General features: G+C 63.8%; 19 protein-coding genes. 8 read left to right on the forward strand and 11 right to left on the reverse strand.

What is annotated here, in order from left to right:
• From VMF11_03235 to VMF11_03245, 3 genes are all read right to left on the reverse strand, one after another.
• Window positions 1–427 (reverse strand): hypothetical protein (locus VMF11_03235; GenBank protein ID HTU69311.1); only part of this gene is annotated, 427 nt, incomplete at its 3' end.
• A 63-nt stretch (window positions 428–490) separates the two neighbouring features.
• Window positions 491–1135, reverse strand: coding sequence for a hypothetical protein (locus VMF11_03240; GenBank protein HTU69312.1), 645 nt, complete (start codon window positions 1133–1135; stop codon window positions 491–493).
• An 18-nt stretch (window positions 1136–1153) separates the two neighbouring features.
• Window positions 1154–3388, reverse strand: a complete 2235-nt coding sequence (locus VMF11_03245) for a DNA internalization-related competence protein ComEC/Rec2 (protein HTU69313.1) — start codon at window positions 3386–3388, stop codon at window positions 1154–1156.
• A gap of 54 nt (window positions 3389–3442) precedes the next feature.
• On the opposite strand from VMF11_03245, the gene VMF11_03250 reads away from it, so the two are divergent.
• Window positions 3443–4381, forward strand: coding sequence for an NAD-dependent epimerase/dehydratase family protein (locus VMF11_03250; protein ID HTU69314.1), 939 nt, complete (start codon window positions 3443–3445; stop codon window positions 4379–4381).
• On the opposite strand, the gene VMF11_03255 is transcribed toward VMF11_03250, so the two are convergent.
• Both VMF11_03255 and leuS read right to left on the reverse strand, forming a co-directional pair.
• Window positions 4353–5591 (reverse strand): FAD-dependent oxidoreductase, encoded by a 1239-nt coding sequence (locus VMF11_03255; protein HTU69315.1) that lies wholly within the window; start codon window positions 5589–5591, stop codon window positions 4353–4355. The two genes, VMF11_03250 and VMF11_03255, sit on opposite strands and share 29 nt — an antisense overlap.
• Entirely contained in the window at window positions 5588–8065 is a 2478-nt protein-coding gene (gene leuS / locus VMF11_03260; GenBank protein ID HTU69316.1) for a leucine--tRNA ligase, read from the reverse strand. The genes VMF11_03255 and leuS overlap by 4 nt, the downstream gene beginning before the upstream one ends.
• Before the next feature lie 74 nt (window positions 8066–8139).
• Here leuS and VMF11_03265 point away from each other — a divergent pair, with 74 nt between their 5' ends.
• The 5 genes from VMF11_03265 to VMF11_03285 are packed head-to-tail and all read left to right on the forward strand — an operon-like array spanning window position 8140 to window position 14176.
• Window positions 8140–8745, forward strand: a complete 606-nt coding sequence (locus VMF11_03265; GenBank protein ID HTU69317.1) for a ComEA family DNA-binding protein — start codon at window positions 8140–8142, stop codon at window positions 8743–8745.
• Window positions 8746–8784: 39 nt separating this feature from the next.
• Window positions 8785–10584, forward strand: a complete 1800-nt coding sequence (locus tag VMF11_03270) for an AMP-dependent synthetase/ligase (protein ID HTU69318.1) — start codon at window positions 8785–8787, stop codon at window positions 10582–10584.
• The gene (locus VMF11_03275) at window positions 10577–11014 is read left to right on the forward strand and encodes a PadR family transcriptional regulator (protein HTU69319.1); all 438 of its coding nucleotides are present in this window, start codon (window positions 10577–10579) and stop codon (window positions 11012–11014) included. The genes VMF11_03270 and VMF11_03275 overlap by 8 nt, the downstream gene beginning before the upstream one ends.
• A gap of 59 nt (window positions 11015–11073) precedes the next feature.
• Window positions 11074–12639, forward strand: a complete 1566-nt coding sequence (locus VMF11_03280; protein HTU69320.1) for a hypothetical protein — start codon at window positions 11074–11076, stop codon at window positions 12637–12639.
• Window positions 12640–12649: 10 nt separating this feature from the next.
• Complete coding sequence (locus tag VMF11_03285; protein ID HTU69321.1) at window positions 12650–14176, forward strand: hypothetical protein; 1527 nt, start codon at window positions 12650–12652, stop codon at window positions 14174–14176.
• 11 nt (window positions 14177–14187) lie between these two features.
• On the opposite strand, the gene VMF11_03290 is transcribed toward VMF11_03285, so the two are convergent.
• On the reverse strand, window positions 14188–17241 hold the full coding sequence (locus tag VMF11_03290; GenBank protein HTU69322.1) for a hypothetical protein: 3054 nt from the start codon (window positions 17239–17241) through the stop codon (window positions 14188–14190).
• Between the two features lie 91 nt (window positions 17242–17332).
• Between VMF11_03290 and VMF11_03295 the strand changes: the two genes are divergently transcribed.
• Window positions 17333–17677 (forward strand): hypothetical protein, encoded by a 345-nt coding sequence (locus tag VMF11_03295; GenBank protein HTU69323.1) that lies wholly within the window; start codon window positions 17333–17335, stop codon window positions 17675–17677.
• Between the two features lie 90 nt (window positions 17678–17767).
• On the forward strand, window positions 17768–18319 hold the full coding sequence (locus VMF11_03300; protein HTU69324.1) for a hypothetical protein: 552 nt from the start codon (window positions 17768–17770) through the stop codon (window positions 18317–18319).
• Here the strand turns inward: VMF11_03300 and VMF11_03305 are convergent.
• From VMF11_03305 to yqeK, 5 genes are all read right to left on the reverse strand, one after another.
• Window positions 18300–19136: an arginine deiminase-related protein gene (locus VMF11_03305; protein HTU69325.1), complete on the reverse strand. Its 837-nt coding sequence runs from the start codon at window positions 19134–19136 to the stop codon at window positions 18300–18302. The genes VMF11_03300 and VMF11_03305 overlap by 20 nt on opposite strands.
• Before the next feature lie 157 nt (window positions 19137–19293).
• Window positions 19294–20334: a TPM domain-containing protein gene (locus tag VMF11_03310; protein ID HTU69326.1), complete on the reverse strand. Its 1041-nt coding sequence runs from the start codon at window positions 20332–20334 to the stop codon at window positions 19294–19296.
• A 43-nt stretch (window positions 20335–20377) separates the two neighbouring features.
• Window positions 20378–20524: a hypothetical protein gene (locus tag VMF11_03315; GenBank protein HTU69327.1), complete on the reverse strand. Its 147-nt coding sequence runs from the start codon at window positions 20522–20524 to the stop codon at window positions 20378–20380.
• A complete protein-coding gene (gene rsfS / locus VMF11_03320) occupies window positions 20521–20949 on the reverse strand; it encodes a ribosome silencing factor (GenBank protein HTU69328.1) in 429 nt (142 codons plus the stop codon). The genes VMF11_03315 and rsfS overlap by 4 nt, the downstream gene beginning before the upstream one ends.
• Window positions 20850–21413 (reverse strand): bis(5'-nucleosyl)-tetraphosphatase (symmetrical) YqeK, encoded by a 564-nt coding sequence (gene yqeK / locus VMF11_03325; protein ID HTU69329.1) that lies wholly within the window; start codon window positions 21411–21413, stop codon window positions 20850–20852. Before yqeK ends, rsfS begins: the two co-directional genes overlap by 100 nt.
• Between the last annotated feature and the right edge of the window lie 26 nt (window positions 21414–21439).

Here is a 21439-nt window from a genome sequence, read left to right on the forward strand (position 1 = left end):
CGTATTTTGCACGCTCCTTAGGATCCTGAATCTGATCCGGAGGCAAGTTGCAGGTAACAGACCCGTGGGGCGGTAGCACGCAAATAGTCGCCACATCTGCGGGGTTATTTGGATCATACGTGGGGTCATAAGATTGCTCGATCGCCTTGAGAATGTTGGCCCACCCCTGCATGATAGTGCGGCGAAACGTCACGTAATCACTGGGCGAGACCGAGCGTGTGTCCACTGCGCTGAACAGCGTCTCGATTGCGGTCTTGAGTGCCGCGAAGGAATGGGTCGCGTTGTACGTTTGCAGTTCCTGCATTGAGCTCGTTACACGCGCTTGTATCTGCGGATTAACTGCCGTGTGCGCCGCAACCGCCGGGAAGAAGCTCAAAGCGCAAACGAGAGAGGCTGTCTTAACCGGTTTGTAAAGCACACGTTTCATCACGTATTGGCGTCGGTGGCGAGCAATTACCTTGGGGCAGCTTCCGGAACCAATTTACGGCGCTCATCGTAGAGCCGGCGCGGCGACCATTGCGTCTACCGCTGTCTGGCGTGATTTGCTGAGACCCGCCTGCTGAATAATCGCATCCAACGCCGCACCGTCCGGCGGTGCGCCTGCCGCGCTAAAGATCTGCAGATCCACCTTTAGCGAGGTCATCGCATCGTCGTCGAGGCTACGAAGCCGCGTGTAGTATAACCCCTTTTGCGCCTTGACAGCATTGGCTTTGATTGCCGTTATGAAGTCTGCGCGCGCCTTAGGATCTTTTATGTCTTGGTAATCGAAGCACGTAGGAGTGGTTGCTTGGGGTGCTGTGAGGCAGTCATTATAAAGGTCGTTCAGATCATGAGGATTGTAGGTGGGGTCGTACGATTCTTCAATTGTCTTCAGGATCTGCGCCCATGCCTCAACCAGACTTCTTCTGCGCGCCACGTAGTTTGCCGGTGCGATCGACCTGATGTCTCCGAAGCTGTACAGAGTGTTGATCGCATTTTCCAGGTCGCTAAATGAATGCTCGGCTTTGAAGCGCTGAAGGTCCTGCATAGAAGACGATACCCGTTGTTGCACCTGGTCATCCGTCATCGCCGCGTTTGTTGCAAGGGGAAGAGCGAGAATGAGGAACAGGGCGAGGCAGATCGTTCTCTGTGTCATGTTGGTTCCTAGCGCGGGTTAGTCGAATAGCAAGAGGTCGTGCTGTTCATCGTTATCGTCGGCTCGCAAAGCTAAATCCTCGGTGACCACGGTAGAGGCCGGATCACCGTCGCTGGTTACGATTGTAGCGCCATTCTCGTCGGTACGGTAGACCTGTGCCCCGGCGCGTTCGAGCGTCTCGATCGTCGACGGCGCCGGATGGCCGAAGATGTTATGACGTCCGACGGAGATGATCGCGTAGCGCGGATGGACGGCGGTGATGAATGCCGGCGATGATCCGTAGGCTGAACCGTGGTGGCCGACCTTCAGGACATCGGCGTGCAGATCGATCCCCTCATCCAAGAAGCGTTGCTCGGCGAGGCTGCCGGCATCACCGGTGAAGAGCATCCGAAAGCGCCTATACGTCAGGATGAATGCGATCGAGTTCTCGTTGATTGCATTACGGCCGCCCACGAATGGCAATTGCGGTCCGATGAATTGCAGCGTTACGCCGTCGCCGGTGCGCCACACCTCACCGGCGCGCGGATACACGATCGGCACGCGCTCAGCATGCGCGGTGTCGAGACAATCGTGATACGCGTGTCCGCCGTACGTCTGACCGCTATCGGCGATTTCCGCAACGCGTAATTTCCGCAACACCGGCGAACACCCGCCGACATGGTCGCCATGAGGATGCGATACAATCAGTGCATCGAGTTGGTGGATTCCCTCACGAATGAGAAACGGTACCACGATCCGCTCGCCGACGCGTTCGGCGACCGAATCATCACCTTGCGCTCCTCGTTCGAGACGGCCGCCGGCGTCGACGAGAATCGCGTGATGCGCGGGTGTTTCGATGACGATGGCGTCAGCTTGCCCGACATCGAGCACCGTGATCTTCAGTTGCGGCGCAAACGCTTGCGGCGGCCAGAGCACGAGCGCGGTGGCCGTCAGTGCGAACGCCAGCGCGGGCGTCGCGCCGCCGCGGCGCATGAGCGGGGCCGCGGCGAGGAGCGCGCACTCGTAGAGCGCGATGCACCACAGCGGTGCCGGCGTCATGACTACGGAAGCGGCGGGCAGTGCACCGAGCGTGCGCACCACCCCGATCGTCCACGCGATGATCCAACCGTTGATATTCGCGCACGCCTGCGCGAGCGGTGCACACCATCCGAGCGCAAGCTGCGCGGCACCGAGCAGCATCGTGAGCGGCACGCACGGGACCACCGCCAAGTTCGCAACCAGCGCGTAGCTCGACCACTGCAAGAAGATCGCGGCCGTAATCGGCCACGTGCCGAGCTGCGTTGCGAGCGTGAGCACGAGCGCCTCGCGTACGCGGTGCGGCAATATCACACGGTCGTGCAGCGCGTCGTCGATCGTGCCGCCAAGCGCGAAGATCGCGCCGACGCAGCAGAACGAGAGCCAGAACGAGGGCGCCGCGACGCTGCCTGGGATCGCCGCGATCACCACCGCCGCGGCAAGGATCAGCGTGTTCCACGAGAACGCGGCGCGGCCGCAGGCGCGGGCGGCGAGCGCGCAGGTCGCCATCGTCGCTGCGCGCAGCGCCGGCAGTTCGAGTCCGCTAAACGCCGCAAACGCCCAGACCGCGACGATGCCCGCACCGCACGCAACCAGACGCGGCGCTCGCAGCTGCGCGCAACACCATGCAACGACCAGCGCGACCAGCCCCACGTGGAGCCCGGCGGTCACGAGCACGTGTACCGTCCCGCTTTCTTGAAACTCGGCGCGTAAATCGGGCGGCAGTTGAGCGCGCTCGCCCCACAGTTCGCCGGCCACGATCGACGCGGCCGGTTCACCGAGCCGCGTTTGCAGTGCCGCATGCGCGGTCGCGCGCACGCGCGCGAGAGCGGCTTGCCAGGACGAATCGCCGCCAAGAACGGCGATGAGGTGCGCGCTTTCGAGCCGCGCGTCGATGCCGTGCTCGCCTTCGATCACGCGTTCGGAGGTTTCGCCGGGATTGCGCGCGCCATCGAGTGGTTCGAGGCGTCCGCGAATGACGACGCGCGAACCGCTTGGCAGGAGATCCGGCAATGAGACGAGCGTGCGTGGGCCGCGATCGATTGCAAAGGTGTAGCTGCTGCCGCCTTCGCCATCGGCATGCGCCGCGAGCAGGACTCCGCTAAAGCGCGCCGTTCGTGATTCTCGCACCGGGTTGCGCGCGTGCGAACGGACGTACGAGCATAGGAGCGCAGCGGCGACGAGGGCGCCCAGCGCGACGACGCGAAAGACGCGGGCCGAGGTGTAAGCTGAAAGCATCCGCGGCCTCTGCGTCGGCGCGCGGCGATGACTAGTCGTTCGAGGGATTCAGCCGTGCGTATCATCGTGACCGGCGGGGCCGGTTTCATCGGGTCACATATCGTCGATGCCTATCTCGCCGCCGGGCACGACGTGCTCGCACTCGACTCGCTCTGGGAGCATGGAGGCGGTCGGCGCATCAACGTGCCGGAGCGCGCGAGCTTCGTCCACATGGATATTCGCGACGAAGGCATCGCGCGAATCTTCAAAGAGTTCAAGCCGGACATCGTGAGCCATCACGCCGCGCAACATTCGGTCGCGATCTCTTCGCGCGATCCGAAGTACGACGCGGACGTCAACGTGCTGGGGCTGCTCAACATCCTCGACCACGCGGTCAAGGCGAACGTCAAAAAAATCATCTTCGCCTCCAGCGGCGCGACCTTCGGAACGCCGGAGCGCCTTCCGATGACCGAGGCGACCCCGCAGCGCCCAACCTCGCCGTACGGCATCACCAAGATGGTCGCCGAGCACTACCTGCGTTTCTACAAAGCCGAGAAGGGCCTCGATTTCACGGCGCTGCGCTACGGCAACGTCTACGGTCCGCGGCAAGATCCCAACGGCGAGGCCGGCGTGATCTCGATCTTCATCGGCAAATTTCTCAAGCACGAGGGCGTGCGCATCGATTGGGACGGCGATCAAACGCGCGACTACGTCTATGTGAAAGACGTCGCACAGCTCAACGTCCTCGCGCTCGAGAAAGGTTCGGGCGGCTGCTACGTGATCGGCACCAACGTGCGCACCAGCGTCAACGAGATCTATCGTGTGCTCGTTCAGATCAGCGGCTTTGAACCCGCGCGCGCGCTGGCGCCGAAACGCCCGGGCGACGCCCGCGATGCGCAGTTCGATCCGATGCTCGCCAAACGCGAACTCGGCTGGAAGCCCCAGACCAAGCTGGCGGACGGGATGCGCGAGACCTACGAGTATTTCAAGGCGCTGGTTCCTGCTCTCGGCTGACGTGTTCCGGGCGGAAGCCGATGCCTACGATGTATGCGGGGATGCGGCGAAAGCCCGGGATCGAGGTCAGCACGCGAATCGCGAGCGGCGCACGCACGGGCGGTGTGCGCGAGCCCAACACCGCCGCAACGATCCGGCGTTGAATCAGCACTTGTAATCCCTGCGTCATCACGGTCGGGAACATTCGCCGCCGCTGCACGGCTGCGAGTACGGCCTCGGTCACGGACCCGGATCGTTTCAGCGCCGCACCGAGCGTGTTCGCGGCGGCGACCGCATCCTGGACGGCGAGATTGATGCCGACGCCGCCGATCGGCGACATCGCATGGGCTGCATCGCCGATGAAGAGCAAGCCCGGAACGTACCAGCGCGCGAGCCGGTCGACGGCGACCGAGAGCAGCTTGACGTCCTCCCAGCTCGTGATCTCGCCGACCCGGCCGGCGATGACCGGCGCCATCGCTGCAAGCTCGGCGCGGAACGCGTCGAGCCCGCGCGACCGCACCGCTTCCGCGCTTCCCTTCGCGATCACGTAGCCGCACTGCCAATAGTCGTCGCGATCGATCAAGACGAGGATCGAACCGGCGCCCACGTAGCCGAGCGCCGCGTTTCGATCGCCCGGCCGCCGCGAGAGACGCATCCAAAACACGTCCATCGGCGCGCCGAGATCGCGCGGCTTCTCGCCAACCACGCTGCGCATCGTCGAGGTGCGCCCGTCGCACGCGACCACGACGTCGGCGTGGATTTCCAGTTCGCCCTGCTCGTCCTTGGCGCGGACGCCGGCGACGCGGGTACCGTCGCGGATGACGTCCGTGGCTTCGGTCTTCATCAACAACGCAAAGCCCGGATGGGCGCGCGCCTTCGAGGAAAGGAAGTTCAAGAAATCCCATTGCGGCATGATCGCCAGGAACTTCGTCTTGGCGGGGACGTGCGAGAAGTCTCCGATCACGATCGTGTCTTTACCGACGTGACCGGCGATTTGCCTGATCTCGGAGTGCGGCTGCCGGAGAAATTCGTCGAGCAGGCCGAGCTCGTCGAGCACGGTCATCGTCGACGGGTGCACCGTATCGCCGCGAAAGTCGCGTAAGAAGTCGACGTGCTTCTCCAAAATTGCGACCGAATGGCCGGCGCGCGCCAGCAGGTAGCCGAGCACGACGCCGGCCGGGCCGCCGCCGACGATGCACGCGCGAACGTCGAGCCGGCGGCTCGCGTTCAACCAGCCACCAGGTTCACCAGCTTATCGGGTACGTAGATGCGTTTGCGCAGTTCGCGATCGCCGATCTGGGCGAGCACGTTCGGCTCGGCCAGTGCGAGCGCAAAGGCTTCGTCCTCGCCGATGCCGGGCGGCGCGTTGATGCGTGCGCGAATCTTGCCGTTGACTTGGACGACGAGCGTGATCTCGTCGAGCGCGAGTGCCGCGTCGTCCGGCTCGATCACCCGCTCGAGGTGAATCGAGCGCTCGTGGCCCAGGCGCGACCATAACTCGTCGGCGATATGCGGTGCGTACGGTGCGAGCAGCAGCGGCAGCGCGTGCACGCTATAGAGAAACGCGGGCGACTCCGCAATCCGCTGCGCCGCAACCGTCATGGCGTTCACCAATTCGTCGAGCTTGGCAATCGTCGTGTTGAAATGGAAGCGGCGCGAGGAGGTCTCGTCGATCGCCGACTTCGCGACCACGTGCACGGCCCGCACCAACGTTTTCTCTTCGGGTGTCCCGGCGCGCGGCAGCTTGCGCGGCGAGACCGTTCGCGCCGCACCGGCGTACGGCTCGGTTGCGCGCCAGACGCGATTGAGAAAGCGCACGCGGCCGCTGATGCCTTCGTCGGTCCAATCGCTCGTATCTTCGGGCGGCGTGACGTAGAGCAGGAAGAGGCGCATGGCGTCGACGCCGTTGATCTCCGCGGTCTCGTCGATGCCGATCACGTTGCCGCGCGACTTCGACATCTTCTCGCCGTTGTAGAGGACCATGCCTTGGTGGAACAGCCGCTGGAACGGCTCGTCCGCCGTGCCGACCCAGCCTTGGTCGTGAAAGAACTTATAGAAGAAGCGCGAGTAGAGCAGGTGCAATACCGTATGCTCCGCACCGCCGATGTATTGATCGACGTTCATCCAATGGCGCGCGAGCTCGTGCTTCCACGGCGCGTTCGCGTTGTGGGGATCGAGATAGCGTAAGTAATACCACGAGGATTCGAAGAACGTGTCCATCGTGTCGCTCTCGCGCCGCGCCGGGCCGCCGCATTTCGGACAGCTCGTGTTGATGAAGGCCGGATCGCGTGCGAGCGGCGAGCCTTCGCCGGTGATCGGCACGTCGTCGGGCAAGAGCACGGGCAGCTGCTCTTCGGGAACGGGAAGTTCGCCGCAGACCTCGCAGTACACGATCGGAATCGGCGTTCCCCAATAGCGCTGGCGCGAAACCAGCCAGTCGCGAAAGCGGAAGTTGATCGTGGTTCGCCCGACGCCCATCGCGTTCAATCGTTCACCGAGCGCGGTGCGCGCGCGTTCGCTCGACATGCCGCTGTAATCGTCGCTCGCCACCAGCCGTCCGTCGTCGACGAACGCCGCTTCGAGCGGTTCGCGCACCTCCTGCCCGGGACGCACGATGACTTGGACGATCGGCAGGCCGTGCTTTCGCGCAAAATCGAAATCGCGTTCGTCGTGCGCGGGCACGCCCATCACGGCGCCGGTACCGTATTCGGCCAGCACGTAGTTGGTGACCCAGATCGGCACGCGCTCGTGCGAGAGCGGATTGATCGCGAACGCCCCGGTGAAGCGGCCGTCTTTCTCCATCAGGCTGGTGCGCTCGAGTTCGGATTTCGAGCGCAAGCCTTCGGCAAAGCGCTCGATCTCGGCGACGTGTTTGGGTGAGACCGTCCGCTTGAGCCGTTCGACCAACGGATGCTCGGGCGCGATTGCGAGAAACGTGACGCCGTAGACCGTGTCGATGCGGGTGGTGAAGACGTCGATGCGCGCGTCGAGGCCGTCGACGGCAAACCCGAACTGCACGCCTTCGCTGCGCCCGATCCAGTTACGCTGCATCGTTTTCGTGCGCTCGGGCCAACCGGTGAGCTCATCGAGCGAGGCTAGTAAACGATCGGCGTAGGCCGTGATCTTCAGGAACCACTGCGAGAGGTTGCGCCGCTCGACCATATGACCGCAGCGCCAGCAGCGGCCGTCGATCACCTGCTCGTTGGCGAGCACGGTTTGATCGTGCGGACACCAATTGACCGGCGCTTCACGCTTGTACGCTAGGCCGTGTTCGTAGAGCCGCAAGAACAGCCACTGGTTCCAGCGATAGTAGTCGGGCAGGCACGTCGCGATCTCGCGGCTCCAGTCATAACCGGTTCCCATCAACCGGAGCTGACGCCGCATGTTCTCGATGTTCGAGCGCGTCCAGGCCGCGGGTTCGATGCCGCGCTGAATGGCCGCGTTTTCGGCCGGCAGTCCGAATGCGTCCCATCCCATCGGGTGCAAGACGTTGTAGCCGAGCATGCGCATCGTCCGCGCGATCGCATCACCCAGCACGTAATTCTTGGCATGGCCGACGTGCAGATCGCCCGACGGATACGGCAGCATCTCGAGCACGTAATATTTCGGGCGCGGGTCGTCGTCGCGGGCGCGATAGATGCCCTCACGTTCCCAGCGCGCTTGCCAGGTGCGTTCGATCGTGCGGAAGTCGTAGCTCTCGGCCATAGAGAGGATAGTAGTGGGACGGCTCGCGCCTGCCCACCTTTCCGGTCGCTGCCGCCGGCGTGATGGAAGAAGCGATGGTACGAATCGGAATTCTCGCCGCCCTCGCGCTGCTGATCGCGGCCGCGATCTGGCATCCGGCGCCCCGCCCGCCGCTGGCCGAGCCGGCGGTATCGCCGGCGCCCACGCACGTCCACCCTCGCCGGCGCGTTCGCGGCGGGCCGGCGGCCGACGCGGTCACGCTCGTGTACGTCGTCGGTGCGGTGAAGCGTTCCGGGCTCTACCGGTTGCCGCCCGGCGCTCGCATCGACGACGCGGTTCGCGCCGCCGGCGGATTGCTACCCAAGGCGGATCCGGCCGCCGTCAATCTTGCCGCGCACGTCGAAGACGGCGACGAGATCCAAGTGCCGCTGCTTGGTCAATCCACTCGAATTGCTGCAAATACCAAGCGATCCCGAAGCGCGCGCTCGCGAAGTCGCGCGAAGACGCACGACGTCGTCGACGTCAATACCGCCTCGGCTGCGCAGATCGCAACGGTACCGGGCATCGGCGCGACGATCGCTGCGCGCATCGTCGCGGTGCGCGAGGCCGAGGGCGCGTACGCAAGCTTCGATCAGCTGCTCGACGTTGCCGGAATGACCGAGAGCCGGCTCGAACGCGCGCAGCCCTACTTGCATCTTTGATAGAATGATCAATTTCCCGTTCGGCGAAATGCGAGCGGCATGCCCGACTCTTTGCCGCCTAAGGAAACGCTGCCGACGCTGATCCGGCGCGCGCTCGCGGACGATCGTTCCGAAGTCGTCGTCGAGCGTGTGAACCGGTCGTGGACGCCAACCTCGTCGCAGCGCATGCTCACGCGCGTTCTCGACGTCGCCTGCGCGATTCGCGCCGCGGGACTGCAACAGGGCGATCGCGTCGCGTTGATCGCTCACGATTGCATCGATTGGATCGTCGCCGACTTCGCGACGCTCTTCGCGGGCTGCGTGGTCGTGCCGATCTATCCGACGCAGGCGCTCGATCACACCGCGTATATTTTGCAGCACTCCGAAGCAAAACTGCTCTTCGTCGATGCCGCTGCGACGCTCGAGCGGCTGCGTTCGGGGAATATGACGGTCCCGCAATGCGTCGTGTTCGATGGCGTGGGAGATGGTTCGCTCGCGGCGTTCGAAGCGCGCGGCGCGGCGATTCGCGTCGCGCATCCGGAGCTGCCGGGCGAATACGAACGCGATCTGCGTCCCGATGATCTCGCCGTCCTGATCTACACGTCGGGTACGACCGGAGTCCCCAAGGGCGTCATGCTCTCCCACGACAACCTCGGATTCGACGCGCAGTCGGCACTGCAGTATGGGATGGAGGGCGAGCACGAGGGCGAGAACGTGCTTTCGGTCTTGCCGTATTCGCACATCTACGAGCACACGATGATCTACATCTACCTGCTCGAAAAGGTGCGTTACAACATCTGCCACGATCCGAACGATCTGCTGACCGACATGCAGGACGTGCGCCCGAGCTACATGACCAGCGTGCCGCGCATCTTCGAGCGCATTTTAGCCGGCGTCGAAGGGAAGGCGATGAAGCACGGCGGCTTGCAGGCGCGGCTGGTGCCGTGGGCGATGCGCGTCGGGCGCGACTACATGGCAGCCAAGACCTTTGGCCCGCCCCCGAGTCCCATGCTCGCGCTGCAGTACGCGATCGCGAAGCGGCTCGTTTTCGACAAATTACGGGCGCTGCTCGGTTTGGACCGGGTCCGCCATCTGACCAGTGGAAGCGCAAAACTGCACACGGACATCGCGATGACGTTCTTGGCGATGGGTGTGCCGATCATGCAGGGCTACGGGTTGACCGAAACCTCGCCGGTGATTAGCACGAGCAAACTGGAAGCCAACGAATACGGTGCGGTCGGCAAACCGATTCCCGGCTGCGAGGTGCGCATCGCGCCGGACGGCGAGGTGCTGGCTCGCGGCCGGAACATCATGCAAGGCTACTACCGCGATCCCGAAGCCACCGCGCAGGCGCTCGCCGACGGTTGGTTCCATACGGGTGACATCGGTGAGATCGATGCCGGCGGCTACCTGCACATCACCGATCGCAAAAAAGAAATCTTCAAAACGGCAACCGGCAAGTACGTCTCACCGGCGCGCGTCGAAACCGAAATCAAGCGTTCCATTTTCGTCGCGCAGGCGATGGTCGTCGGCGATGGCCGGGCGTACCCGGTTGCGCTCATCGTTCCAACCTGGGATCTGCTGCGATCGGAGTTGAATCTGCCGGCGATCTCGCCCGAGGAGCTGGCCCGGCGCGACGACGTGCGTGCATTCGTCGCCGCCGAGGTGCGCAAGCAGACGGCCGATCTCGCAAGCTACGAGCAGGTGCGCTACGTCATCGTGCTTCCGCGCGAGTTCAGCGTGGAGAGCGGCGAACTCTCACCGTCGATGAAGATCAAGCGGCGCGTGGTCGAGGATCGGTATCAACATCTGATCGACGAGCTGTATTCGACCGAGCAACGGGCCCACTCGCATGCGTGATCCGTTGGCGATGAGCGCGCCGTCCTCGCGCCGTGTCGACGACGTCATCCGGGGCCCGATCAAGAGCAAAACGATTTTTCCGGTACTGCTGCTGCATCTCATCCACGAGCAGCCCGATCACGGTTACGGGTTGATGCAGCGTATCGAGTCGATTTGCGGTGACCTCGTGGCGGTCAATACGAACAAGATCTATCCGCTGCTGCGGCGGCTGGAAGAGCGCGGGTTCGTTTCGGCGACCTGGGATCACCCCACCAAACGCTCGCGCCGCGTCTACTCGATCACCGCGACCGGTGAGGAGCGTCTGGCCAAGATCAAGGGTGCGATGCTGCCGTACCTCGACTCGATCGAACGCGCAGTGCTCAGGCTCAAGAAACGTCTGTACCAGCCGATGAGCGCACATGCCGTTTCTCGTGCTCGTCCGTCCGCGTGAATGATGCCATGATCGTGGCCTGAAGGAAGCCGGGCACGCGCGCACGATCATACCCCGATATGAATCGCGCGCTTTTACTGTTGCTGCTCGCGGTGCTCGTCGGCACGAGCGCGGTCGCTCATGCCGCCGACGCGCCGCAAAAGACGCAGCCCTCGGCCGAGAGGAAAATGGTCCCTTCGGAGCCGGGCGGCTTCCCGGACTCCGTCACCAGCCACTCGATCGTGATCGACGGAAAGACGATCGCGTACTCGACGCGAGCCGGCCTGATCACGATCAAGGATCAGAACGGCCGGCCGATGGGGACGATGTTCTACACCGCCGACGTCGCCGACGGCGCCAACCCGCTCACGCGCCCCGTAACCTTCATCTATAATGGCGGGCCGGGAAGCTCGACGATGTGGCTTCGCATGGGCTCGATCGGCCCGATGCGCGTGCTGGCGGCGAACGGACAGCCGTCGGGGCCTCCGCCGTATCGCATCGAGAGCAACCCGTACAGCCTGCTCGATAAGAGCGATCTCGTCTTCATCGACATGCCGGACTCCGGGTTCGGCCGAATCGTCCCAGGAAAAGAAAAGGAATTTTTCGGCGTCGATCAGGACGTGAAGGCGTTCGGACAGTTCATCGACACGTATATCTCGCGATTCGACCGCTGGAACTCGCCGAAGTTTCTCTTCGGCGAAAGCTACGGAACGACGCGTTCGGCAGCCCTTGCCGATTATCTCTTGCAGCACGGCATCGCGCTCAACGGCGTCGTACTGCAATCGTCGATTCTGAACTTCGGTCTCGACTTCACCAGCGGTGTGCCGATCGGCGGCGGCGATTGGCCGTACGTACTCTATCTTCCGACCGAGGCGGCGACCGCGTGGTATCACAACGCGATCCCCAACCGCCCGGCCGATCTCGCCTCGTTCGTCAACACGGTCGAACAATTTGCGATGGGCGAATACCTCGACGCGCTCTATCGCGGCGACAAGATTTCAAACGCCGAGCGCGACGACGTCATCCGGAAATTGAGCGCCTATCTCGGCCTCTCGCCGCAATACATCAGTGAATCGAATCTACGCGTTCCGTACACGCGCTTTCAGGCACAACTCTTGCGCAATCAAGGTGAGGTGATCGGGAGGCTCGACGCGCGCTACACGACGTGGACCACCGACCGCGCGAGCGAAGAAGGGCCGCCATGGGATCCGACCGACTCGTCGATCGACGGTCCGTACACGACCGCGATCAATCAGTATCTGCGCGTCGATCTCAAGTACAATCCGCCGATCCCATATCGCGCGGAGATCTACGATATCATTTACGGCCCGGATTTCTCGAACGCGGACGGGTGGGACTTCGCTCATAACGGCCGCTACCCAACCAACGTCGCTCCCGACCTCGCCGACGCGATGACGCAGAACCCGATGCTCAAGGTCTTCTCGGCCAACGGATACTTCGATTTCGCGACGCCCTTCTTCGCGACACAGTACACGCTCGAACATTTGAATCTATCACCCACGCTGGAGAGCAACATTACTTTCGGATTCTATCATTCCGGACACATGATCTACTTGAGCACTCCGGCTTTGGCGCAATACAAAGCCGATCTTGCGCGCTGGTATGACAGCGCGACCGGACGCTAGGAGGCGCACGATGAAAATCACTCGTTCGATTTGCGCCTTGCTGGCAGCTGCGTTTCTCGTGGCGGCCGCGCCGGCGCCCAAACCCTCGCCCACGATCGCTCCCGCACCATATACGCCGGATGCGGTGACGCATCACGTCGTGACCGTTGCCGGCCGGCGCATCGCCTACACCGCCCGCGCCGGAACGATCGTGCTGCACGATCCGGTCACGAACGACGAGACCGGGCGAATGTTCTACGTCGCCTACACGAAGGACGGCGCGAATCCCGCCCGGCGGCCGGTGACGTTCTTCTACAACGGCGGTCCGGGAAGCTCGACGATCTGGCTGCACATGGGCTCGTTCGCGCCCGTGCGCGTGCACGTGACCAACGGCGCACCGACCGGCCCGGCGCCGTATCAGCTGCTTCCGAATCAGTACAGCTTGATCGACGTAACCGACGAAGTTTTCATCGACGCGCCCAACACCGGCTACAGCCGCGTCTACGGCGCCGGCAAGCCGTCGGATTTCATGGGCGTCGATCAGGACGGCCGCGCCTTCACGCAATTCATCGAGCGGTACATCTCGCGATTCGGCCGCTGGAATTCGCCGAAGTTTCTATTCGGCGAGAGCTACGGAACGACGCGCGATTGCGTGCTCGTGAACATGTTGCAGCAAGCGGGCGTCGAGATGAGCGGCGTCGTTCTGCAATCCTCGATCTTGAACTTCAATCTGGGCGGACTCGCCGGCGGTAATCCGGTGGGCGGCGGGGACTGGGGCTTCGTGCTCTACTTCCCGACCGAGGCGGCGACCGCGTGGTATCACCATAAGGCCGGCGCCGGAGCGTCGTTGGCGAACTTCGTTCGCGGTGCCGAGCAGTTCGCCAGCACAACCTACCTGCACGATCTGGCGATGGGCTCGAACTTGGCTGCGGGCGAGTTCAACGCCGACGTCGCGCGCATGCACTATTACCTGGGGCTTTCGGAAACGTACATTCGTGACTCGAACCTGCGGGTTCCGTACTTCCGCTATCTCAAGGAGCTGCTGCGCGGGGACAACACGCTGATCGGCCGCTACGACGCCCGCTACGAAACTTACTCGACCGATCAGCTCTCGAACTACCCCGACTGGGATCCGTCGGACGTCGGCATCGACGGCGCGTTCGTCGGCGCCTTCCACAGCTACATCACCGGAACGCTCCACTACGATTCGCTGATTCCCTACCGCCCGGTCTCGTACGGCGGCCTGCTCGGCGCGAGGTGGGACTTCCACCACAACGGCGACGATCCGCCTACCAACGTCGCACCCGACCTCGCCGACGCGATGACGCAGAATCCGCACTTGCAGGTTTTCTCGGCGAACGGATACTTCGACTTCGCAACGCCGTTCTTCGCGACCGAATACACGCTCAACCACCTCGGCCTCGCACCGCCGCTGCAGCGCAACATCACGTTCGGGTTCTATCAATCAGGTCACATGATCTACCTGAACCCGAACGCGCTGGTCGCTTACCGCAACGATCTGGTGCGCTGGTACGACGCGACGCTGGCGGGCCGGTGACGCGGCCGTCGCTAGAGCTTCCCCAATTTCGCGATCGTCTGATCGAGTGAACGAGTGAGGATGCCGTATCCGGCGCGCTGATCGTGCGTCGGTGCGGCATCCGCGCTTTCCACCGCCCCTTCGAGCGCGCTGAACGATCGGGCGAGAAAACGCAGCGAGGTGAAGTCGGTCGCCGGTTTTCCGACCGAGTCGTCCGGGTCGCCGGGAGGCCGCTCGCCAAGGATGTCGCGCCGCACCGACGCTGCAACCGTGGAAGGCAATTTACCCCCGGCAAGCAGCGCGTGCGCATGCTTTTGCGCGGCACTGATTTGCGCGAGCCGATCTTCGATCGCGTTGGCAAAATCGTACTGAGCCCAGAGATCGGCGTTCGTCGCGTTCGTGCGCGGATCGCGCGCGAGCGTGACTTTGCGCGAGAAGGTGTGACCGTCGACCCTCAGCTGCACCGTGTAGACGCCCGGCGGCGCGAGCGGTCCGCCGTCGCGACGGGTGGAGAAATCCCATACGAACCGGTGCGCGCCCGGATCGGTATTCACGGTCACCGGCTTGGGAATCCAGCGCGGCGCGATGTCGACGGTCGAGGGATCGATGATCGTGGGTTTGTCCGCGCTCGAGTAGCGCCGGACCACATTGCCGTGCGGACCGATGAAGGTGAGCACGACCGCGGTCGACGGCGCGCCGTGCAGGTAGTAGTCCACGTACATGCCGAGCGGCGGATTGGGAGCTTGCGGATCGTCGGGCTGGATCGGCGTACCTTCATCCGCGATTCCGCCTCCGACGCCGCCGGCGCGGAACATGCGGTAGGTGTAGCGCGGCGTGAACAGATAGTTCCCTGCGGCGTTCACCGCACGTGCCATCTCACGCAAGGGCTCGATGTCGTCCATGATCCACATCGATCGTCCATGCGTCGCGAGCACGAGGTCACCGGCGTGCACGTCGATGTCGCGTACCGAAGTCACCGGCAGATTCCGCTGCAGCGGCTGCCAGTGCGCGCCGTCGTCAAACGAGACGTACACGCCGAACTCGGTGCCGGCATAGAGGAGGCTGCGCACCGTCGGGTCGGCGCGTACGACGCGCACGAAGGAGCCGTCGGGAATACCGTTCACGATCGCGTGCCAGTGCGCCCCGCCGTCTCTGGTCTCGTAGATGTAGGGACGGTCGTCTTCGAGGCGGTGCCGGTCCACTGCGATGTACGCCGTGTTGCGATCGAGGCGAGAGGCCTCGATGATACCAACCTTGCTCCACGGCCGCAGTTGCGGCGGCGTGATGTTTTTCCACTGGACGCCGCCGTCGCGGGTGATCCACACGCGGCCGTCGTCGGTGCCGGCCCAAAGCGTTTTGGCATCGAAGGGCGAGGGCGCGAGCGCATAGACGACGCCGCGCCGCGGCTGGCCGCTGTTGTCGGCGAGCGTTGCGGGGTCGAGATTGGACGGCTGATCCTCGCTGGCCGGGCCGGTAAGATCCGGGCTGATGATCGTCCATGTTTTTCCGGCGTCGCGTGATGCAAAGATCTGCTGGCGCGCGGTGTAGAGCGTACGATCGACCGGCGAGACGACCAGCGGCAGCGTCCACGTGTGGCGCCAGACGCGATCGGGATAGGCCGTCTGCGGATCGATGTTTTGCTCCCAACCGGTCGCGAGGTCCTCATACGTGACCGTGTCGCTGCCGCCGAAGAGTTTGCCGGGATGACTGGGATCGGGCGCGATGTAGCCGTTTTCGCCCCCGACGTCGATCGGGCGCCAATCCATGAAGGAAATATTCTGGTGAATCGATTGACTCGGCACCGCGATTGCGCCCGAGTCTTGCTGCGCGCCGTAGACCCAGTACGGAAAGCGATTGTCCGTGATGACGTGATAGAGCTGCGCCGTCGGCTGGTTGTACCACGAACTCCACGTCTTCGCACCGTCGAGCGAAACCGTTACCCCTTGATCGCTCCCCAAGATCATGTGCGTCGGATCGTCGGGATTGATCCAGAGCGTGTGGTAATCGTCGCCGCCCGGTGAACCTTTGATGGCGACGAACGTCTTGCCGCCGTCGGTGGAACGGTAGGTCGCCGTATCCATCACGTACACGACGTCGGGATTTTTCGGGTCGGCGGTGATGCGGCCGAAATACCAGCCGCGCTGCCAGAGCCGCTGCTGCGCTTGGCCGCCCGCCATGTGCGCCCATGTCCGGCCGCCGTCCTCCGAGCGGTAGATGCCGCCGGCGGCAACGTTCGGACCGGTATCGACTTGCGCGTAGACACGCGACGGATCGCTCGGCGAGACCGCGACGCCGATGCGGCCGACGCGTTTGGGCAGTCCGTTCGTGAGCTGCGTCCACGTCTTACCGCCGTCGGTCGTCTTGTACAGACCGCCGCCCGGACCGTTCGAGGGCGGATAGGTGTTCCACGGTGGACGGCGCGTTTGCCACAGCGCCGCGTACACGACGTCGGGATGTTGGGGGTCGATCGAAAGCGAGATCGCTCCGGTGTTCTCGTTTTTGTACAGAACTTTTGTCCACGTTTTGCCGCCGTCGGTCGTTTTGAACACGCCCCGCTCCGCGTTCGGGCCGTATTGATGGCCCAGTGCGGCGACGTACACGACGTTGGCATCGCGCGGATCGATGGCGATCGAGCCGATTTGACGCGTGTCGTCCAGACCGATGTGCGACCACGTCTTCCCGCCGTCAACCGACTTGTACATGCCGTTGCCGTGCGCGATGTCGGAGCGCATGTCCGACTCGCCGCTGCCGACGTAGATCGTGCGTACGTCACTCGGCGCTACGGCAATCGACCCGATCGAAGCGACGTCCTCACCGTCGAAGATCGGGTTCCAAGTGCGCCCGGCATTCGTACTCTCCCACACGCCGCCGTCAACCGCTCCGAAATAATAATGGTCCGGCTGACCGGGGACGCCGGTAACCGCGAGCACGCGCCCGCCGCGGAATGGACCGATGAGGCGCCATGAGAGCGATGTGAGGTACGAGCTGTCGACGTGTGCCAATCCTGTGGCCGGTGTTGATGCACCAAGCGCACCCGTCGAAAGCATGAAAAGCGCGGCAAGCGCAAGGCAAAGTGAGCGTCGCATACATGCAGCTACTCTGCGCCGTTTTCAGAAGCCTTTCCACGGGTAAGACAAGCAGCGTCTTACTCGTTTTTCTTTTAATAAGGACGGCAACATGACGAAGACCCGCCTATTTTTCCGCAGTGCGGCAATTGCGGCTTGCGTTGGGATCGGCAGCTCCCTGGCGACGCCGGTCGTCGCCGCGGCCAACACGGCTTCAACCGCCGCCGCGATCGCGATCGCCGCGATCGTCGGCACGCTCATCTACGATTCAACCCAGCATCAGTACTATTATGTCAACGGCGGTCATCGCCATTACGTCAACAACGCGACGGCACAGGCGTGGTACCAGCATCAAGATCCGAAGTGGTATCGCGCGCATCAATCTGATTTCCAGCGCAACCCCGCGAAATTCGATCGCGACTTTCGCAGCTCACACCATCCGCCGCACCACCCCTAGGCGGCTTTATCAGCCATCTTTCATGCAATCAGGCGACTTCTTATCAGGTCCGGAGCGTACGCTCGGGTTGAAGATACGAGGTGAGTCAGCATGAAAAACCTGAACGTTGTCACGGCATCGATCCTTACGGTCGCGCTGAGCGTTACCGCCCTACTCCCGGCAAGCGCATCCGACCACGTCGGGGCCGGCACTGCGCAAAGCAGCGGCGGTGGCGGCAGTGATGCTCGCAGCAGCGGCGGTGGCGGCAGTGATGCTCGCAGCAGCAGCGGAGGCGCTGCACAAAATAACGCCGGCGGTGACGCTCACGGCGCGCCGCGACCGGTGCCTCCGGCGCCGGTTCTGCCGTTGCCCCGTCCTCAACCGCGCACGCCGGTCGTCACCGGCGGCGCCCAGCAAACGCACGAGCCGCACGGGTCGCACGACCATTCGAATTCAAACGCCGACGTGACAGTAGAGAGCCCGCCGGCGCCGGGCGCGCCGTTCCTGCAGCGCTACGGTCTCACGCAAACGCGGTGCGGACTACCGAATCTCGTCGAAATTCTCGAGCCGAACGGTAGCGAAATCTGCGCCCTCCCGAACGGCAAAATCGTCCCCGGCATCTATCATCTCGACCCGGAGACCCTCACGCTGATCTCGCCCTAGTCTTTCGCACCGGCCCATCGTCGAGTTTGAGCGTCAGGCATTTCGACGATCCGCCGGCCTTATGAAAGTCGGAGAGATCGGTCTCGAACACCCGGTAGCCCGCTGCATCCAAACGCCGGCGTAGCTCGCGGCTCGCGCGATGCAGCACGATCGCGTCACCGATCTCGACCGCGTTGCAGGCAAAGCCGAGCGCATCGCCCTCATCGACTTCGATGAGATACTCGCCCAGGGTCATGCGCAAGAGCGCTTGCGATTTCTGCGAGAAGGCGGGCATGAATGCGATCACGTGACCGCTCGTCAGTGGACACAGGCACGTGTCCAGGTGATAGAAGCGCGGATCGACTAATCGCAGCCCGATCACGCGCGTGCCGCACAGACGTTCCAGTTGCGCGGCGGCGGCGCGATCGCTGCGCCAACCGTAGCCGAAATAGAGCAGCGCCAAGCGCCGGTCGAAGAGCGCGTCGCCGGCGCCTTCGAAGAATGCATCCTCGAGCATCGTCGTCGCGTAGCCGAGCGAGGAGAGCCGCTCGCGATACCGCGTCTCTTCGCCGCGCCGCTCCGGGTAGCGAAAGCTGCTCATGACCGCAAGCCGCCCGCTGATCAGCGCGGCATTGGCGGTGAACACGATGTCGGGTAGACCGGGCTGCGGCTCGACGAGTTCGATCGTCGCCGCCCCGACGTCGAGCAACAGTGCCGCCAAACGCTCCCACTGTCGCTGCGCATCCCGCGTCACCGCGCCGACGTGGCGCGTCATCCAAGGATTGATATCGTAGGTGACCCCGAAGTGGGTCGGCGCGCACATGAGGAGTCTGGCCATGGTAAAAAGTATGGCGAACGCAGCTTAACGTTGCATTCGCCATTCGTTACGCTGTTCTCAATCCACATTAACCGGAGGACTGGTGGGCGTGAGGTATGACGTTTCCCCCGAACGGGTTAGCCGAGCGGCGAGCACCCTGACCGTGTAGCCCTCACGCTCACCATCCGCCGCCCGAATCCCCGCCCCCGAAGCCGCCACCGCCAAACCCGCCGCCCTCACCGAAACCGCCGCCGCCGAAGCCTCCGCCGCTCCAGTCGCCGCTGCTCGAACCGCCCATATCGGCTTGCCCCGCATCGTTCGCCCATCCGCCCGCATCGCCGCCGCCCCACGAGCCGCCCTGACCGGCCGGCATGATGTTGCCTCCCGGCTGGTCGACGATGGTCGTCCCGCGGTTGCCGAACATTTCGTTGCCCAGCCACGCACCGCCGAGTCCGCCGAGCAATCCACTCCAAAATCCGCCGCCGCCGTAATAGCCCGGTCCGTAGCCATAGCCGCCGTAACCGGGGCCGCCGTAGCCCGATCCGCCTGCTCCCGGTGCCCCGCCGGGGCCGACGGGTGCGCCCGGTCCACCATAGTAACGCGGCCGGAAAATCGAGCGCAGGACCAGGTAGCCGATCACGACCAGAAAGACGAGCGTCCAGACGCTGAGATGGGGCCCGTAACGCCTGCTCGGCGCGAGCGTCGTCGCAGCAGGAGCGGCGGGGTAGTTTTGCGCCGCGCCGTTGGTGGGCGCGCTGCTCAGATGCGCGCGGAAAACGTTGAGGATCCCGTTGACGGCGGTCGTGACGCCGCCGTCGTAATCGCCGTCGCGAAACTGCGCTTCCATCGACTGACGGATCGACACGATCGTCGGCGTGGGGAAGAACTGCGCCGTCGCGTTATCGGTGAGGATGATGTCTTGCCGATCGTCCTTGGCGATGAAGACCAGCACGCCGTTCACATTCTGCTGCTGGAACGAAGCTTGGGCGGCTTGCGCGAGCGGGACGCCGTTGAGCGAGGGTACGGTGACGACCACGACCTGCTTACCGGTTTGGCCGGTGAACGCTTCGATCTGTTGGTCGAGCTGCGCCGCCGTGGACGAGGAGAAGAGGCCCGCGCCGTCCTGCACGGGCGTGGCCGCTGCGGCGGCCGGCAGCCCGGCGATCAGCGCCGCGGCCGCCAGGGAAACGAGCGTTTGCACGAAGACTTTGGCGTTCACGAAGATCCTCCGATTCCTAGTATCTTGCCGGGGCGGGCGTGTTTCACCGCACCAGGGCGATCGCGATCACGCCGCCGGCTACGCTGAAGGCGAAGAGCACGATGAAGGCCCAGATAAAAAAGCGCTTCCAGAAATCGCGCCGGGCTCGCCGGGCGCGGGTCTCGTGGGTGACACGTACGCGGTTGCTCATGAACCGTGTGCCCGGCGTTTCTCGACCTCGCTCCAGAGGCGCTCGAGATTGTAGAACTGGCGCTGCTCCGGCACGAAAACGTGGACGATCACGTTTCCGAGATCGATCAGGATCCACGCGCCGTCGGCATAGCCCTCAACGCGCGTGACGCTGAAGCCCTCCTTGCGCGCGCCCTCGACGATCGAATCGGCGATCGCGCGGGTTTGAATTTTCGACCGTCCGGTCACGATCGCGAACGCGTCGGCGAGGATCGTGCGCCCGCTCACGTCGATGGTGATGAAATCTTCGCCCTTTTTATCGAGCGCGGCGTCGCGTACGACGTCGATCAGTTCAGCGATGGTAGCCCCTCCGTCGTGTCGGTTGTAAACGCGCGCAGCGCGGCCAGCGTTTGCGGCGCCGGTTCGCGCCCTTGTTCGGAAAGATATTCGATCGAACGCGCGATCGTCGCGGCCATCGCGGCGCGCAGATCACGCAACGCGAGCTGCCAGAGCAGCGTCCGGTCTTCGAAGTTGCGCCCGGGTTCGAGTGAGTCTGCAAGATAGACGATGCAGTCCAGCGGCGACATCTCCGCATCGGCCAACGTGTGCTTCTCGATCGCCGAGAGAACCTGCGGATCGTCGATATCGAACCGTTCGCGCGCCAGCGCGGCGCCGAGCGGTGCGTGCAGCACGATTGGGTTGCGCCGCTCGAATTCACCGATTCGCAGGCCGCGCCGTTCGCACTCCGCCAGCAGCCGTTCTCCGGAATAAAGCCGCGCCAAATCGTGCAGCATCGCGGCGGTGCGCGCCTTGCCGGCGTCGACGCCGTGCCGCTGGGCGAGGAGATCGGCGCAGCGTGCGACCCGCACGACGTGATCGAAGCGGTGCCCCTGGTCCAGATGCGCGCGCACCGAGCGCGCGAATTCGGCGTATCTCA

It is taken from the genome of Candidatus Baltobacteraceae bacterium (assembly GCA_035502855.1).
Lineage (GTDB): Bacteria > Vulcanimicrobiota > Vulcanimicrobiia > Vulcanimicrobiales > Vulcanimicrobiaceae > Aquilonibacter.

What these genes read in the sequence shown, in the direction of transcription:
- VMF11_03240 (HTU69312.1), bottom strand. Translation starts at nt 1,135, where the DNA reads ATGACACAGAGAACGATCTGCCTCGCCCTGTTCCTCATTCTCGCTCTT.
- VMF11_03245 (HTU69313.1), bottom strand. Translation starts at nt 3,388, where the DNA reads ATGCTTTCAGCTTACACCTCGGCCCGCGTCTTTCGCGTCGTCGCGCTG.
- leuS (HTU69316.1), bottom strand. Translation starts at nt 8,065, where the DNA reads ATGGCCGAGAGCTACGACTTCCGCACGATCGAACGCACCTGGCAAGCG.
- VMF11_03265 (HTU69317.1), top strand. Translation starts at nt 8,140, where the DNA reads ATGGTACGAATCGGAATTCTCGCCGCCCTCGCGCTGCTGATCGCGGCC.
- VMF11_03270 (HTU69318.1), top strand. Translation starts at nt 8,785, where the DNA reads ATGCCCGACTCTTTGCCGCCTAAGGAAACGCTGCCGACGCTGATCCGG.
- VMF11_03275 (HTU69319.1), top strand. Translation starts at nt 10,577, where the DNA reads ATGCGTGATCCGTTGGCGATGAGCGCGCCGTCCTCGCGCCGTGTCGAC.
- VMF11_03280 (HTU69320.1), top strand. Translation starts at nt 11,074, where the DNA reads ATGAATCGCGCGCTTTTACTGTTGCTGCTCGCGGTGCTCGTCGGCACG.
- VMF11_03285 (HTU69321.1), top strand. Translation starts at nt 12,650, where the DNA reads ATGAAAATCACTCGTTCGATTTGCGCCTTGCTGGCAGCTGCGTTTCTC.
- VMF11_03290 (HTU69322.1), bottom strand. Translation starts at nt 17,241, where the DNA reads ATGCGACGCTCACTTTGCCTTGCGCTTGCCGCGCTTTTCATGCTTTCG.
- VMF11_03295 (HTU69323.1), top strand. Translation starts at nt 17,333, where the DNA reads ATGACGAAGACCCGCCTATTTTTCCGCAGTGCGGCAATTGCGGCTTGC.
- VMF11_03300 (HTU69324.1), top strand. Translation starts at nt 17,768, where the DNA reads ATGAAAAACCTGAACGTTGTCACGGCATCGATCCTTACGGTCGCGCTG.
- VMF11_03305 (HTU69325.1), bottom strand. Translation starts at nt 19,136, where the DNA reads ATGGCCAGACTCCTCATGTGCGCGCCGACCCACTTCGGGGTCACCTAC.
- VMF11_03315 (HTU69327.1), bottom strand. Translation starts at nt 20,524, where the DNA reads ATGAGCAACCGCGTACGTGTCACCCACGAGACCCGCGCCCGGCGAGCC.